The sequence below is a fragment of the Erythrobacter sp. W36 genome (genome assembly GCF_057364935.1).
In genome coordinates, this window is the sequence record NZ_CP200281.1 from 771,424 (window position 1) to 786,542 (window position 15,119).

General features: G+C 60.0%; 11 protein-coding genes and 3 pseudogenes. 12 read left to right on the forward strand and 2 right to left on the reverse strand.

Annotated elements, in window-relative coordinates; genetic code table 11:
* The first annotated feature begins 11 nt into the window (after nt 1–11).
* The 7 genes and pseudogenes from scpA to AC0V6U_RS03830 all read left to right on the forward strand — a co-directional run bounded on the left by scpA (nt 12) and on the right by AC0V6U_RS03830 (nt 7,568).
* A pseudogene (scpA, locus tag AC0V6U_RS03800) lies at nt 12–2,255 on the forward strand (methylmalonyl-CoA mutase).
* On the forward strand, nt 2,252–2,656 hold the full coding sequence (locus AC0V6U_RS03805; RefSeq protein ID WP_472644885.1) for a lysozyme inhibitor LprI family protein: 405 nt from the start codon (nt 2,252–2,254) through the stop codon (nt 2,654–2,656). Before scpA ends, AC0V6U_RS03805 begins: the two are co-directional and overlap by 4 nt.
* On the forward strand, nt 2,657–3,667 hold the full coding sequence (gene bioB / locus AC0V6U_RS03810) for a biotin synthase BioB (protein ID WP_472644886.1): 1,011 nt from the start codon (nt 2,657–2,659) through the stop codon (nt 3,665–3,667). It abuts the gene before it with no gap.
* 105 nt (nt 3,668–3,772) lie between these two features.
* Nucleotides 3,773–4,567: a heme-dependent oxidative N-demethylase family protein gene (locus AC0V6U_RS03815; RefSeq protein WP_472644887.1), complete on the forward strand. Its 795-nt coding sequence runs from the start codon at nt 3,773–3,775 to the stop codon at nt 4,565–4,567.
* Nucleotides 4,564–4,962 carry a lysozyme inhibitor LprI family protein gene (locus AC0V6U_RS03820; RefSeq protein WP_472644888.1) on the forward strand — a complete coding sequence of 133 codons (399 nt, stop codon included), beginning with the start codon at nt 4,564–4,566 and terminating at the stop codon, nt 4,960–4,962. Before AC0V6U_RS03815 ends, AC0V6U_RS03820 begins: the two co-directional genes overlap by 4 nt.
* 81 nt (nt 4,963–5,043) lie before the next feature.
* Nucleotides 5,044–7,063 (forward strand): annotated as a pseudogene (locus tag AC0V6U_RS03825) (ATP-binding protein).
* Between the two features lie 232 nt (nt 7,064–7,295).
* Nucleotides 7,296–7,568: a hypothetical protein gene (locus AC0V6U_RS03830; RefSeq protein WP_472644889.1), complete on the forward strand. Its 273-nt coding sequence runs from the start codon at nt 7,296–7,298 to the stop codon at nt 7,566–7,568.
* Between the two features lie 14 nt (nt 7,569–7,582).
* Here the strand turns inward: AC0V6U_RS03830 and aroB are convergent, their stop codons facing one another.
* Nucleotides 7,583–8,719 (reverse strand): 3-dehydroquinate synthase, encoded by a 1,137-nt coding sequence (gene aroB, locus AC0V6U_RS03835; protein WP_472644890.1) that lies wholly within the window; start codon nt 8,717–8,719, stop codon nt 7,583–7,585.
* A complete protein-coding gene (locus AC0V6U_RS03840; RefSeq protein ID WP_472644891.1) occupies nt 8,710–9,288 on the reverse strand; it encodes a shikimate kinase in 579 nt (192 codons plus the stop codon). Before AC0V6U_RS03840 ends, aroB begins: the two co-directional genes overlap by 10 nt.
* Nucleotides 9,289–9,326: 38 nt before the next feature.
* Here AC0V6U_RS03840 and AC0V6U_RS03845 point away from each other — a divergent pair, with 38 nt between their 5' ends.
* The 5 genes and pseudogenes from AC0V6U_RS03845 to AC0V6U_RS03865 all read left to right on the forward strand — a co-directional run bounded on the left by AC0V6U_RS03845 (nt 9,327) and on the right by AC0V6U_RS03865 (nt 14,994).
* Nucleotides 9,327–9,512 (forward strand): hypothetical protein, encoded by a 186-nt coding sequence (locus tag AC0V6U_RS03845; protein WP_472644892.1) that lies wholly within the window; start codon nt 9,327–9,329, stop codon nt 9,510–9,512.
* Between the two features lie 303 nt (nt 9,513–9,815).
* Nucleotides 9,816–11,441 (forward strand): hypothetical protein, encoded by a 1,626-nt coding sequence (locus AC0V6U_RS03850; RefSeq protein WP_472644893.1) that lies wholly within the window; start codon nt 9,816–9,818, stop codon nt 11,439–11,441.
* 18 nt (nt 11,442–11,459) lie between these two features.
* Nucleotides 11,460–12,341 carry a tyrosine recombinase gene (locus AC0V6U_RS03855; RefSeq protein ID WP_472644894.1) on the forward strand — a complete coding sequence of 294 codons (882 nt, stop codon included), beginning with the start codon at nt 11,460–11,462 and terminating at the stop codon, nt 12,339–12,341.
* A 9-nt stretch (nt 12,342–12,350) separates the two neighbouring features.
* Entirely contained in the window at nt 12,351–13,295 is a 945-nt protein-coding gene (locus tag AC0V6U_RS03860) for an acetyl-CoA carboxylase carboxyltransferase subunit alpha (protein ID WP_472644895.1), read from the forward strand.
* 252 nt (nt 13,296–13,547) lie between these two features.
* Nucleotides 13,548–14,994, forward strand: a pseudogene (locus AC0V6U_RS03865) (M48 family metalloprotease).
* The last annotated feature ends 125 nt before the right edge of the window (nt 14,995–15,119 follow it).

Here is a 15,119-nt window from a genome sequence, read left to right on the forward strand (position 1 = left end):
ATTGTTAGACTATGACTGAAAAACCCACCCCTACAGACTGGAAAACCCTCGCCGACAAGGAGTCCAAAGGGCGCGACCTGACTTGGTCAACGCCCGAGGGTTTCGATATCAAGCCGCTCTACACTGGCGAAGATCATGCGGATTTCGATCCTGGCCTGCCGGGTTTCGCGCCGTTTACACGCGGGGTGAAGGCCAGCATGTATGCCGGGCGTCCTTGGACCATCCGGCAATATGCGGGCTTCTCCACCGCCGAGGAATCGAACGCGTTTTACCGCCGCAATCTGGCGGCGGGTCAAAAGGGCCTGTCTGTCGCCTTCGATCTCGCCACCCACCGCGGTTATGACAGCGACCATGCCCGCGTCGTCGGCGATGTCGGCAAGGCTGGCGTTGCGATCGACACTGTGGCGGACATGCAGGTGCTGTTCGATCAGATCCCGCTCGACACCATGTCAGTCAGCATGACGATGAACGGCGCGGTGATCCCGGTTATGGCGTTTTACATCGTTGCGGCAGAGCGTCAGGGCGTGAGCCAGGACAAGCTCTCAGGCACGATCCAGAACGATATCTTAAAAGAGTTTATGGTCCGCAACACCTACATCTATCCGCCAGAGCCGAGCATGCGGATTGTCTCGGACATCATTGGCTACACCAGCGCCAACATGCCGAAATTCAACAGCATTTCGATTTCGGGCTATCACATGCACGAAGCCGGCGCGACCGCGGTGCAGGAGCTCGCCTTCACCATCGCCGATGGCAAGGAATATGTGAAACGCGCGATGGCGACCGGGCTGGATGTTGATGCGTTTGCGGGCTGACTGTCGTTCTTCTTCGGTATCGGCATGAACTTCTTCATGGAGATTGCGAAACTGCGCGCCGCGCGGACCCTGTGGTATCGCACCATGGACGATCTTGGTGCTCAGTCCGAACGCTCCAAAATGCTGCGCACGCACTGCCAGACATCTGGAGTGTCGCTGCAAGAGCAGGACCCTTACAACAATGTCATCCGCACCACGGTAGAGGCGATGGCTGCTACGCTGGGCGGGACTCAAAGCCTGCACACCAATGCGCTTGACGAAGCGATTGCTCTGCCAACCGATTTCTCCGCCCGCATTGCGCGCAACACGCAGCTGGTCCTGCAAGAGGAAAGCGGCATCACCAATGTCGTCGATCCACTCGGCGGCTCGCATTACATCGAGGCGCTGACGGCTACCCTGGTGGACGAAGCGGAAAAGCTGATCGCTGAAGTGGACGAGGCGGGCGGCATGACCGCTTATGTCGACACTGGCGCGCCTAAGGCCGCGATTGAACGCGCAGCGGCGGAAAAACAGACCGGCATCGACAAGGGCGAAACCGTGATTGTCGGGGTCAACAAATATCAACTCGCTGAAGAGCAGCAGATCGATACGCTCGATATCGACAACGCGAAGGTGCGTGCCGGACAGATCGAGCGCCTGAAGCAAGTTCGCGCTGGCCGCGATGAAGCCGCTTGTCAGGCGGCACTTACCGCTTTGAGCGAAGCAGCCAAACATAACTCCGCTCACCCTGAGCCTGTCGAAGGGTTGTCCTCATCTTCGGAAGATAAGGGCAGTGCTTCGACAAGCTCAGCACAATCGGGGATGGAGAATAACCTACTCGCTTTGGCCGTTGAGGCCGCTCGCCACGACGCGACGCTTGGCGAAATTTCATCCGCGATGGAGCAGGTGTTTGGCCGCCACGATGCGACGCCAAAGCCGGTCAGCGGCGTCTATGCCAGTGCCTACGAGTTCGACCAGCGCTGGGCGCAGGTGACAGACGGAGTATCGGCAGTTGAACGCCGCCTTGGGCGCTCGCCGCGCATTATGGTCGCAAAGATGGGGCAGGACGGGCACGATCGCGGGGCTAATGTGATCGCCTCCGCCTTTGCCGATATGGGGTTTGAAGTGATCAGCGGCCCACTGTTCCAGACCCCGCCAGAGGCGCGCGATATGGCGCTGGAGCATGACGTTGACGTGATCGGGGCAAGCTCGCTCGCCGCAGGGCATAAGACCCTGATCCCGGAGCTCATCAACTTGCTGAAAGAGGCTGGCCGCGCGGATATCAAAGTGACCGCCGGCGGTGTGATCCCGCCGCAGGATTACGACTTCTTACGCGAAGCGGGCGTGCAGGGTATTTACGGCCCCGGCTCCAACGTGGTCGAATGCGCAGCCGATATTCTGACGCTGCTCGGCCACAATATGCCGCCACTGGGCGAGGGACTTGCGGAGGCGGCAGAATGATCTGGATTACACTTTTGGCCAGTACCACTGGCCTAATCGGCACAAATGATTGCGACCGAGAGGCTGCAGAGGCGGGCGTTCAGGAGGCGGTCAATGCTTGCTCCTTTTTCGATTTGGGCGAAGCGGAAGAGAACCTCGAAAACGCTTTCGGCGACGCCGCGGCTCAGGCGGTTTCCAATGACAGGCGCCGCGGCAAGATTGATATTGCGGTGACCGACCTTAGCCTGTTGACCGAGGCGCAGGAGCAATGGACGCGTTTTCGCGAGGCTCACTGCGCAGCGATGGCTGGCCCGCAGCAGGGGAGCTCCGCCGATTGGCCGGAAATTAAAAATGGCTGCATGATTGCAATTACCGATGCGCGCACCGCGCAGCTCCAAGCCTACACCCGTGAGGTAAGATAAGTGACCCCGATACGTAACGATTGGACCCGCGAAGAGATTGCGGGCCTGTTTGAACTGCCATTTACAGAACTGTTGTTCCAAGCGGCTAGCGTTCACCGCGAAAACCATCCGCCAGAGCAGGTGCAACTGTGCACTCTGCTGTCGATCAAGACCGGCGGGTGCCCAGAGGATTGCGGCTACTGCAGTCAGTCCGTGCATGCGGATAGCGGGGTAGAGGCGACGAAGCTGATGGATGTGCAGGCTGTCCTGCAATCGGCGGCTCAGGCCAAGGATCACGGCAGCCAGCGGTTCTGCATGGGCGCCGCCTGGCGCAATCCCAAAGACCGCGACATGCCCGCGATTGTCGAGATCGTGAAAGGCGTGCGCGAGATGGGGCTTGAGACCTGCATGACGCTGGGCATGCTCACCCCGAAACAGGCCGATATGCTGGCCGAGGCGGGCCTCGATTATTACAATCACAACATCGACAGCAGCCCGGAATATTACGAGCGTGTCATCAGCACGCGCGGCTTTGATGAGCGGATCGAGACGCTCGATCATGTTCGCAATGCCGGGATCAATGTCTGCTCAGGCGGTATCGTCGGCATGGGCGAAACGCGCGAGGACCGCGTGGGCTTCGTGCATACTTTGGCGACTTTGGAAGCCCATCCTGAGAGCGTACCAGTCAACGCGCTAGTACCGGTAAAGGGCACAGTGCTGGGCGATATGCTGGCGGACACGCCGCTCGCCAAGATCGACGATATTGAGTTCGTCCGCACAGTTGCGGTTGCCCGGATTACCATGCCGATGAGCATGGTGCGGCTGTCCGCTGGGCGTGAGAGCATGAGCGAGGCGACGCAGGCTCTTTGCTTCCTTGCGGGCGCGAATTCGATCTTCACCGGAGACAAGCTGCTAACCGCGCCCAATGCGGGTGATGATAGCGATGGGGCTCTGTTTGCGAAGCTGGGACTGACTGCGCTTAAGCAGGAGGAGCCTGCGCGCGCCTGTAAGGTAGCGGAGCCTGCGGAGTGATCGTATCTGCCAACCGTCATCCCAGCGAACGCTGGGATCTCTGGCGGTTAGTGCGGGATTTAGCCGCCTTGGACCCCAGCGTGCGCTGGGGTGACGGGTAGAACATTGACCCTTGGCTTCTCCGTCGATGAGCTTCTGCCCAAGGCGCGCGGCGGCGGGCAGCTCAAGATGGGCCTTAGTAAACTCTCCAAGGAAGGCTGGCTCCAACCAAATCCAGACACAGCTGCGAGACGAGAAGGTTTCGCCGACTACCCTGAAGGCGCTCAGCTGACCGTAGAGGCCTTGGAGCCGGGCGAGGAGCTGGCCGAAATGCTGGGTATCAAAGGCGGCCTGGTCGAGGCGGCAATGGCGCAACATGAGGACATGTGCTTGCTCACCCAGTTTGATGGCGAGGAGCATTACCGCTTGATCGGAACGGCGGTGGCGTGGCCGAGCGATTGGCGTCCAGCGGATAAAATGGGGTTGCCTTTGCGTGCGCTGCATGCGCCGATTGCTGGCTATAAAGAGCAGCTGGCGAGTGGCGTCGATCACTTTATGGCGAGGCTTCAGCCCGGCCAAATTTATGGCCGCTGCAATTGGTTTATCGCGCCCACGGTTGAGAAACGCTGGCTCGCGGACAAGCCCGCCCCAATCGCCTTTGCCCATGTCACGCCGGAGAATGCGGGCGAAACTCTGTTTGTCCGCTCAGAGCGGCAGACCCTGCGCCGCCTGCCGAAGACCGGCGCAATCCTGTTCACCATTGGCATTTACGTCGAACCGCTTGGCGCGCTGAACAAGGCCAATATCGCTCGGCTAGCGGTGGCGGCTCAGACCCTACTGGCAAATGAGGGTGACCGCCGGGGCGCGCCGCATTATGCAGCAAGCCTCAGCGCATTCGCCGCGCGAAAGGACCAGATATGATCGAAGCTCTCCTCCTGCTGCTCCAGGCCGATTACGTGCCAGCTTGTGACCAAGAAAAGGCTGACCAAGGCATCCAGCAAGAGATGAATATCTGCGCGCTCAATGACTTCATAGCCGCCGACAAAAAGCTCAATGAGCAATGGGCGATCACTTCTGCAGTGATGAAATCGCGCGATGAAGGTTGGCAGCCCGATTGGGACGAGCGTCCCGGCTATTTTGAAAGTCTGATCGCCTCCCAGCGCGCGTGGCTGAAATATCGCGATGCGCATTGCCGGGTGGAGGGTTATGTTTCGCGCGGTGGCTCGATGGAGCCGCTGCTCGTCTCGACTTGCAAGACCAGCCTAACCGAAGCGCGGACACAGGAATTGCGCTCGCTTGCAGACAGTCCTGCATAAGACAACACCGCCGCCGTCTTGCTTGGCGCGCCTCAAGGCGGCATAGCGCCTGTCATTATTCTTCACGCCCGGGGGCCCAATTTGTTTTCCAAGATCCTGATTGCCAATCGCGGTGAAATCGCTTGCCGAGTTATCAAGACTGCGCGCCGGATGGGTATTGCGACGGTCGCCGTCTATTCCGATGCGGATGCGCGCGCTCCGTTTGTGAAAATGGCGGATGAGGCCGTGCATATTGGGCCTGCGCCCGCAGCAGAGAGCTATCTGATCCCGGAAAAGATCATTGCGGCTTGCAAGGAAACCGGCGCTGTGGCGGTGCATCCTGGCTATGGCTTTTTGTCTGAGCGGGCCAGCTTCGTCGAAGCGCTCGCGGCTGAGAACATAGCTTTCATCGGTCCGCCAGCGGGCGCGATTGCGGCGATGGGCGACAAGATTGAATCGAAGAAGCTCGCCAAGGAAGCGGGGGTCAACGTGGTGCCGGGCTTTGTCGGGGAAATCCGCGACACGGATCACGCCGTCGAGATCGCGAACGAGATTACCTATCCGGTGATGATGAAGGCCTCCGCTGGCGGCGGGGGCAAGGGCATGCGCCTCGCATGGTCTGAAAAGGACGTGCGGGAGGGCTTTGAGGCTACAAAGCGTGAAGGGCTGAATTCCTTCGGCGATGACCGCGTTTTCATCGAGAAATTCATCGAGAACCCGCGCCACATCGAAATCCAGATATTGGGCGATAAGCACGGCAATATTCTTTATCTGAATGAACGCGAATGCAGTATTCAACGCCGCCACCAAAAGGTCGTGGAAGAAGCGCCGTCGCCCTTCGTTACGCCGAAAATGCGCAAAGCTATGGGCGAGCAATCAGTCGCGCTGTCGCGGGCGGTGGATTACCACTCTGCCTAGGCACAGTGGAGCTGATCGTCAGCGGTGCAGATCCGACCGGCGAGAGCTTCTACTTCCTGGAAATGAACACCCGCCTGCAGGTTGAGCACCCTGTGACCGAAGCGATTACGGGGATTGATCTGGTCGAGCAAATGATCCGCGTGGCCGCTGGTGAAGAGCTGGCGATGACGCAGGATGACATCGGCATTGAGGGCTGGTCGATTGAGAACCGGGTCTATGCCGAAGACCCCTATCGCGGTTTCCTGCCCAGCACGGGGCGCTTGGTTGAATATCAGCCTCCGCTCGCTGGTTGGACCGACGACGGCAGCGCCAACGGCCGACGCGGCGTTGATGGCGTGCGGGTCGATGACGGCGTCTATGAGGGCGGCGAGGTTTCGATGTTCTACGACCCGATGATCGCGAAGCTGATCACATGGGGCGAGACACGTGATGAGGCGGCGGATAAGCAGATCAAAGCGCTCGACAATTTCCGGCTCAAAGGGCTTGGGCACAATGTCGATTTTCTTAGCGCGATTATGCAACATGAGCGGTTTCGCTCTGGCGAGCTGACCACCGGTTTTATCGCCGAAGAATATCCCGATGGTTTCGAAGGCGCGCCAGCGGATGACGCCTTTATGCGCCAGCTTGCCGCGCTGTTTGCCGGGGCGGAGTTCACCGAGCGCGTACGGGCTCAGCAGATTTCTGGGCAGATGGCGCCGATGCCCAATCCCCCTCCGACTGGTCGGTGAAGATCGGTGATCGCGCGTTTGGCGTGCTGCTCGAAGAAGGCGGTGCGACCGTAGATGGCGTCACAATGCGCGGCACTTGGGACTGGGAAGTGGGCATGCGCTCCGCCGAGGTCACGGGTGAGAATGACATCGGCATCCAGATCGAACGCAGCGGGGTGCGCTGGCGGATTACCACCCGCGGTGCGTCGCATGATGCGTTGGTTTTGCCTGCTAATATCGCTCCGCTGGCTGAACATATGATCGAGAAGATCCCGCCAGATCTGTCCAAAATGCTGATCTGCCCAATGCCTGGCCTGCTGGTGAAGCTCCACGTGGGCGAGGGCGACGAAGTTCAGCTAGGACAGCCATTGGCCACAGTTGAGGCGATGAAGATGGAAAACATCCTTCGCGCTGAAAAAGAAGGCACAATTGCTAAGGTCAACGCGGCCGAAGGCGAGAGTCTGGCAGTGGATGCAGTGATCCTCGAGCTTGAATAGAGCGCCGCCGCTTTAGACAATCGAGGTGTTGCGTTTTAAGAAACTCACCGTTTCTTTTGCTTGCCTGCGCAAGATTATTCCATTTCTATAAAACAAGTCTGGTTTGGCTGTGCCAAATTCGGACGCGGCACTTGTTGGAACGCGACAATCTTTCGAATTCGCTGGTCAATTGCAATATTGATGGCAAGCTTTCACCTCGTCCCGAATCAGCGGGGCCATTCGAGGGGTCGAAATGGCAAAGCAAGGCACAGGATTTTTTGACAGCAAAGGTCACTATTTTCGCTCTCCAGAGGAGGCGACATGCAGTGACCTAGCGGCTTTGCTTGGGCAAATCGGCGATGGCGAGAGCTTGGCACCAGGAATTGCGCACACGCTCCTAAAACGGCGGGCCGATATCGAGCGCTTGTTTGCGGAGCATGACGCCATGCTGATCGAGCAGGAGCGGATCAAGGCGGCGCTCGAAGGTCTGCCGGATAAGGTCGCAAAGCTGCCCACGCGCGGCTGAGCTTCCGCTCGCAGTTAGCCTGCAGCCAACTGTTCATCCAAAAACACAGCAACATCGGCCAGGTCGACATCGCGCGCGACAAAGGCCTCGCCAATCGCATTGAGCAACAGGAATGGCAGCGTGCCGCCCGCCATTTTCTTGTCATGCCGCATGTGATCGACAAGCTTTGCACCGCCGCATGACAGGCCTAGCTCACTGATTTCTGATCTGAGGCCTGCATTCTCCAGCGCCCGTTTGGCACGGTCGGCATCCGCCATGCTGAAATGTCCGCGCCGCGCGGAATATCGGGCGGCGAGCACCATGCCCAGCGCGACGCCTTCACCGTGGAGCAGTTCCTGCGAAAAACCGGTTTCCGCCTCCAGTGCATGGCCGAATGTGTGACCCAGATTGAGTAAAGCGCGTCTGCCGGAAAGCTCGCGTTCGTCCTCGGCGACAATGCGCGCTTTGGCTCGGATACTGGTGGCTATGGCATGGGTGAGGGCCTCTGGCTCGCGCGCGATCACTTTGGCGCCATTTGCCTCCAACCAGTCGAAGAATTCAGCATCGCCTAGCAGGCCGTATTTTAGCACTTCGGCATAGCCTGCGCCCATCTCGCGCGGCGGCAAAGTGGCGAGTGTTTCAGGGTCAATCAATACAGCATTGGGTTGATGAAAGGCACCGATCAGGTTCTTTCCAGCGCCCGTGTTGATCGCGGTCTTACCGCCAACCGAACTATCCACTTGTGCAAGCAGAGTGGTGGGGATTTGCACAAAGCCGCATCCGCGCTTCAGCACAGAGCAGGCAAATCCGGTAAGATCGCCGACAACCCCGCCGCCCAGCGCAAACACATTGTCCCCGCGCTCAATGCCAAGCTCGAGCAGCCAATTAGTGAGCTTTTCCAGCACGGCCCAGCCTTTCGCGCCTTCGCCCGGTTCCACCACGAACCAGTCTGCGGCGAAGCCTGCCGATTGGAGCGAGCCCTCAATGGCATCGCCATAAATCCGCTTGGTGGCGGTATCGGCAACAAATGGCACCGCGCGCTGCGAGGTGCTCCCAGCCGCGCTATAGCTTTTGAAGAATGGCTCCGCGACGCGCGCAAAATCACTCAGCAGTCCATGATCAATCGTCACGTCATAACTGCGCCCACCCAGCTCAACTGGAATTACATGCATTGGTCTATTGCCTCGATAATGCGGTGGGCCACGTCGTTATGCGGGCCGTCCATGCTTTGGACCCTGATTTGGGCCTGCGAGTAGAAGGGTGCGCGCTCATTATAAAGGCGCGTCAGAATTTCCTTAGGATCTCCGGTGCGCAGCAGGGGGCGCGTGTTGCGCCGTGATGTGCGCTCTACCAGAGTGTCGATATCGCAATCGATCCAGACCGCGATTGCCTTGTCCAAAATCAAAGCGCGCGTCTGATCATCGACAAAGGCGCCGCCGCCGGTTGCGATCACGCCGGAGTGTTCCTCCATCAGCCTGGCAATGACGCGCCGCTCTCCATCGCGAAAATAAGCCTCACCAAACTCTTCAAAAATCTCGGAGATTTTGCGCTGGGCGGCCTCTTCAATGGCATCATCGGCGTCAACGAAATCGCGCGAGAGCATGCTGGCAAGCCTTCGTCCAACTGTGGATTTGCCAACACCCATCAATCCGACCAGCACAATCGGGCGCGTGGTCTTACGCTTGATGCGGTCAATTGCGGCGGCAAAATCATCGTGGTTTGTAACGGGCTGCTCAGTCATTGCCGCATGGCCTATAGATGGGGTAGGGCGCGTGCAATATGGCTCGCACACATGGCACGATTAGACCTATGGAGAAACCGGCAGGTCGCCCCGGTGGCGGCGGGCGCTGGAAATGGTATTTGATAGCGGTGATAATTGCGGTGATAGTGCTGGCATGGGTTGATGGCGGTGAGGAACCGCTGCATCCGATTGTGCAAGAAATTAATGTGCCGGAGGCGCAGTGATGCATGGTTTGAAGATTACGCGCGGTGTTCCAAATCCGCTTGCTGGTAAGCGTACGCGTGTTGTTGCCGCGGCAATGGGCGCGGTTGTGCTGACGGGCGCTCTGGCTGCTGGCTATGCAGGCGCGCAAGATGCGCCGGAATCGCTGCTGCCGCCAGGGTTTGATGATCCGGCTCCGCCACCTCCGCCGCCGCCTCCACCCCCTCCGCCGCCAGCTGGTGTGAGCCCGGGCGGCCCAAGCGGCCCAGCGCCCACCGGCCCGGTAGCGCCTGGCGCCACTACCTGGAGGCGGAGAATTGCCGCCTGTGCCGAGCATTTCGAGCGACGCCCTGGGCAATTTGCCGACCGTTGCCGAGCTCGAAGACATGTCGACCGACGAGCTTGACGATCTGCTCGGGCTTAAGCCGCGCTATGATATACCGCCTGCCGCGCGCCGCGCGCTGACGCAGGTCGGCGTGCTGAGCGAAGAGGAGGGCGGATTGCCCACCGCATCGCTGGCCAATCAGCCTGCGGAACTGGTGCGCGCTGCGCTTGATGGGACGAAGGGACAATTGGTCTCGCGCTGGGGGCACATCCTGCTGCGCCGCGCGGCGGTGAGCCGGCTTGAGGCGCCAGACGGCATGAACCCGGTCGAATTCGCCGCTTTGCGCGCTGGCCTGCTCAATCGCTTGGGCGAGTTCGCGGCTGCGCGCGCTTTGGTGCAGGACGTCGACACGGGCAATTGGAACACGCCGCTGACGACGGCGGCGCTGCAATCCTATGTCGCCACATCTGATTTCGTCGGAGCCTGTCCGGCGGTTCGCCTGCAAGGGTCTGAACGCGATGATCCGCGCTGGGTCATGTGGCAGGCGATCTGCAACGCTTATGCGGGCGAAAGCGCTCTGGCTGGATCGCAGCTTGACCGTGCGCTCGACAATTCTATCGCCCCGGAAATCGATATCCTGCTGGCGCGCCGATATGCTGGCGCTGCGGGCAGCGGCCGAAGGGCGGTTGATGTGGATTGGGAAGGGGTGGAAGACCTCAACCCATGGCGCTTTGCCTTGGCCAATGCCGTTGGTGAGCCAGTGCCAGAGGCGCTGATCGAAGAATCGGGCGCGTATTATCACCGCGCCGCTGCAACTGGGCCAATGGTCGCCTTGGGTGAGCGGGCGAAATATGCCGCTCGTGCCAGCAACGAAGGCATTTTGTCCGCCTCCGCCATGGTTGGGCTCTACAGCCAGATATACGCCGACGATAATATCACTGGCGAGGCAGCAGACACGGCGACCCGCCTGCGCGAGGCCTATGTCGGCGGCGATCCATCGGCGCGATTGGCGGCGATGCAAGCGATCTGGGGCGACCCTTCGGAAGGCGGCGCGATTGCGGATTACAGCGGCTATGTCATGACCGCCTATGCGGCGGCGCGCATGCCCGCCAGCAGCAGCTTGGCAGACCAATCGGGCAGCTTGATTGCATCGATGCTCGCCGCAGGGCTGGACCGTGATGCGCTCGCTTGGGCTGAAGTGGTGCCGGGCGGAAGCCTTGGCTGGGCCCTGATTGTGCTGTCACAGGCAGAACGCGGCGTGCCTGCTTCGGCCGATGATTTGAGCGAATTTGTTGGCAATGATGCCAGCGCTCAGCAGCGCAAATCTCAGTTTCTGATCGCTGGCCTTGCTGGGCTTGGCCGGATTAGCAGTGCGGAACGCTCGGCCTATGAGGACGAGCTCAGCCTTGATTTGGGGCACCAAAGCAAATGGTCTCGCATGATTTCCCGCGCTGGTGAGGTGGAGAATCAAGCTCTCGTATCCTTGCTCGCCGGGCTCGGTATGCAAGGGGAAAGCTGGGCGCAAATGACGCCCCGGCATCTCTATCATATCGTGTCTGCGCTCAACGCAGCTGGGCTTGGCGCAGAGGCACGCATGATCGCGGCGGAGGCGGTGGCGCGCGGCTAAGGCCGGTGCGCTGAGACAATGTCAGCCGCGACAAAAGCCTTTCTCGATATGCTGGCGGCGGAGCGCGGTGCGGCGCCCAATACGCTGTCGGCCTATGCGCGCGACCTGAGCGGTGCGGAGGAAGAGATTGGCGATCTCGCCAAGGCGAGCCGAGGTGATGTGGCGAAGCTCGCGGGCGCTTGGGTCAGCCTTGCGCCATCGACAGTCGCGCGCAAAACCTCTGCGGTTCGGCAATTCTTTGGCTTTGCGCTGGACGAGGGGTGGCGCGACGACGATCCCTCCGGCGCCTTGCCTCAGCCCCGCACGCGCAGACCTCTGCCCAAAGTGCTCTCGCACGATGATATCGCGGCATTGTTTGATCGCGCTGAAATGGAGGCGGACAGCGGCAAGCCTGACCGGGTCAGGCAATTGGCACTGTTGGAACTGCTCTACGGATCGGGCCTTCGTGCCACGGAGCTCGTTTCGCTGCCGCTCAGCGCGGTCCCGCGTGATGCGCCATTCCTCACGGTCATGGGCAAGGGCGGTCAGGCGCGGATGGTGCCCGTCAGTCAGCGAGCGCAGGAGGCTTTGTCGGCATGGCTGGAAGTGCGCCCGCAAGAGCCGCGCCATCTGTTCCCCTCGCGCGGCGGCAAGCATCTCAGCCGAGTGAGGCTGTTCCAACTCCTGAAAGAGCTGGCAGCGCGCGCTGGCCTCGAGCCCAAGGGCATCAGTCCGCATGTCTTGCGTCACGCCTTTGCGACGCATCTGCTGGAGGGCGGGGCAGACCTGCGCGTGCTGCAAACATTGCTCGGCCATGCCGATATCGCCACCACTCAGATTTACACCCATGTGGACGCAGTCAGGCTCGTAGCTCTGGTCAATTCGCGCCACCCGCTTGCCACCCGCAGCACATCGGACTAGCGCAATTTTATGACTGCTTACCTCGAATTTGAGAAACCCGTTGCCAAGCTTGATGAGCGCATTGCCGAATTGCGCAGCGCGTCAGAAGGTGATGAAGTGGATATCGCAAGCGAGATTACGCGCCTCGAATCCAAAAGCGCGGACCTGCTTGCAACAACTTATGCCTCGTTGACACCGTGGCAAAAGACCCAGGTCGCGCGGCACCCCAATCGCCCGCATTTGCGCGACTATATCGAGCACGCGTTTGATGATTTCGTGCCGCTTGGCGGAGACCGCTATTACGGCGATGATGATGCGATAATCGGCGGTTTTGCGCGGCTGAACGGCCGCCGGATCATGCTGATTGGGCATGAAAAAGGGCACAACACGGAAACCCGGATCAAGCACAATTTCGGCATGGGTAAACCAGAGGGATACCGCAAAGCGATCCGTCTGATGGAGATGGCCGGACGGTTCGGTCTGCCCGTGGTGACTTTGGTGGACACTTCGGGCGCATTCCCCGGTGTTGAGGCGGAAGAGCGCGGCCAAGCAGAAGCAATCGCGCGTTCGACAGAGGCGTGTTTGGCATTGCCCGTACCTATGGTGGCGGTGATCGTGGGCGAGGGCGGCTCTGGCGGCGCGGTCGCCTTGGCCAGCGCAGAGCGGGTCTTAATGCTTGAGCATGCGGTTTATTCGGTGATTTCGCCGGAAGGCTGCGCATCGATCCTGTGGAGAACCGCCGATAAAGCGCCTGAAGCGGCGCAAGCGATGAAGGTGACCGCCCAGCATCTTAAGCGCCTCGGCGTGATCGATCGGATCGTTAAAGAGCCGGTTGGCGGCGCGCACCGCGACCCTGCGGCGACAGCGGCAAACCTGGGCAAGGCGATCAGCAAAGAACTGGACGCTTTGGCCGAATTGCCGAGCGAAACTCTGATCCGGACCCGCGAGGAACGCTTCCTGCAAATGGGCGGTTAGCGCCGCTTTGGGGCGCGTATTGCGCGCCCTTTTGCACGTGTCGCGCGGTGAGGAGGGTCCATGGGGCTTGCCCAAAGCGTTGTTTTCCCGATATCCTTAAGCCAAATCCGCAGGAGCGGGTGAAAGGGTGCAGCTTCTGGTGGGATGCTGCTTTTGAGGACCGGGAGAACCACTATGCCCCAGACAATTGCATCCAAATCGACACACGCAGGCCTGCGCCGGACACGTTCCAGCCGAGCTCTTACCGCGACTATGGCGGCACCATTGGCATTGGCGCTTTCGGGCTGCTTGGGCGGTGCGCCAATCCCCTCCGCGTCAACTCCAATCACTCAGACCGAAGCGCAACAAGGCGCTGAATTCCATCCACAATTGCTCGCCGAGTTTGGCGGAGCGATGACCGGACCTCAGGCAGCCTATGTTGAGCAAGTGGGCAAGAATATTGCGGTGCAATCGGGCCTAGGCAATGCGCGAGAGAGCTTTACGGTCAGTACGCTCAACAGCTCGGTGAACAATGCTTTTGCGGTGCCTGGCGGCTATATTTACACAACTCGCCAGCTCGTCAGCCTGATGAATAATGAGGCCGAATTGGCGGCCGTTTTGGGGCACGAGGTCGGCCATGTGGCCGCGCGTCATTCTCAGCGCCGCCAGCGAAACGCACAGCGGAACCAGGGGCTTGGTGTTCTTGGCGCCGTGCTCTCTGGCGTGTTGCTCGGCGATAGTCAGATAGCAAACACAGTCAGCCGCGGGTTTTTGCAGGGTTCGCAGATGCTTACCTTGAGCTTTTCGCGCAGTCAGGAATTGCAGGCGGACGAGCTCGGCATCGAATATCTCAGCCGTGCGGGATACGATACGCGTGCGATGGGCACGGTTTTGGCCAGCCTGGCGGCGCAAAACTCGCTTGATGCTCGGCTTCAGGGGCGCGGAGATGCGAAGGTGCCGGCTTGGGCGTCGACTCATCCAGACCCGGCAAGCCGGGTGCAAACGGCCCTATCAAAAGCCGGTCCAAGCGCCGGTGGAACGACCAATCGCGACACATTCTTAAGCCGGATTGATGGCGTTGTTTATGGCGATGATCCCGAACAAGGGGTGATCGAAGGACGCCAGTTTATTCATCCTGAATTGCGATTGTCATTCACCGCGCCCCAGGGGTTTTACATGGTCAATGGCTCGCGCGCCGTCAGTGTTAATGGCCAGGGAGGCAAAGCGCAGTTGACGCTCGCGCCTTATGCCGGTGATCTGAGCAGCTATGTTCGCCAGCAATTTTCGGCTCTGGGCGGCAAAGATCAGCAGCTCTCCCCGTCCAGTATCCAGCGCACAACCGTTAACGGAATCAGTGCCGCCTATGGCACCGCCCGGGTAAACAACGGCAATTCGCAGGTTGATGTGGTGGTGTTCGCCTATGAATTTGCGCGCGACCGGGCCTATCACTTCGCGGCTATCACTCCTGCAGGGCAGGGCAATGCCTTTACAGCGATGTTCAATTCCATGCGGCGAATCAGTGCAAGCGAGGCGAGCCAAGTGATTCCGAGGCGCATCGATGTGGTGACGGTTGGCCGAGGCGATTCGGTGCAGTCATTGAGCCGCACGGATGGCATATTCCGATGCTCAAGAAGCTCGGTTCCGTGTGCTTAACGCATTGGGTTCCGGTGAAGGGGTGCGGGCAGGACAGAAAGTGAAGCTGGTCGTCCGCGCGCGTTAAGGCTTTGGATCGTTGGGCGACACTTTTGCGACCGACGGGTTGCGAAGGCTGGGCCGTCTGTCCTCCTCGATAGGTCGCACTCAGTCGATTTTGGGCAAAAAAAGCGGCGGGGGAAACCCCCGCCG

Coding starts and splice junctions, on each gene's coding strand:
- AC0V6U_RS03805 (WP_472644885.1), top strand. CDS start 2,252: ATGATCTGGATTACACTTTTGGCCAGTACCACTGGCCTAATCGGCACA.
- AC0V6U_RS03820 (WP_472644888.1), top strand. CDS start 4,564: ATGATCGAAGCTCTCCTCCTGCTGCTCCAGGCCGATTACGTGCCAGCT.
- AC0V6U_RS03830 (WP_472644889.1), top strand. CDS start 7,296: ATGGCAAAGCAAGGCACAGGATTTTTTGACAGCAAAGGTCACTATTTT.
- aroB (WP_472644890.1), bottom strand. CDS start 8,719: ATGCATGTAATTCCAGTTGAGCTGGGTGGGCGCAGTTATGACGTGACG.
- AC0V6U_RS03840 (WP_472644891.1), bottom strand. CDS start 9,288: ATGACTGAGCAGCCCGTTACAAACCACGATGATTTTGCCGCCGCAATT.
- AC0V6U_RS03845 (WP_472644892.1), top strand. CDS start 9,327: ATGGCTCGCACACATGGCACGATTAGACCTATGGAGAAACCGGCAGGT.
- AC0V6U_RS03855 (WP_472644894.1), top strand. CDS start 11,460: ATGTCAGCCGCGACAAAAGCCTTTCTCGATATGCTGGCGGCGGAGCGC.
- AC0V6U_RS03860 (WP_472644895.1), top strand. CDS start 12,351: ATGACTGCTTACCTCGAATTTGAGAAACCCGTTGCCAAGCTTGATGAG.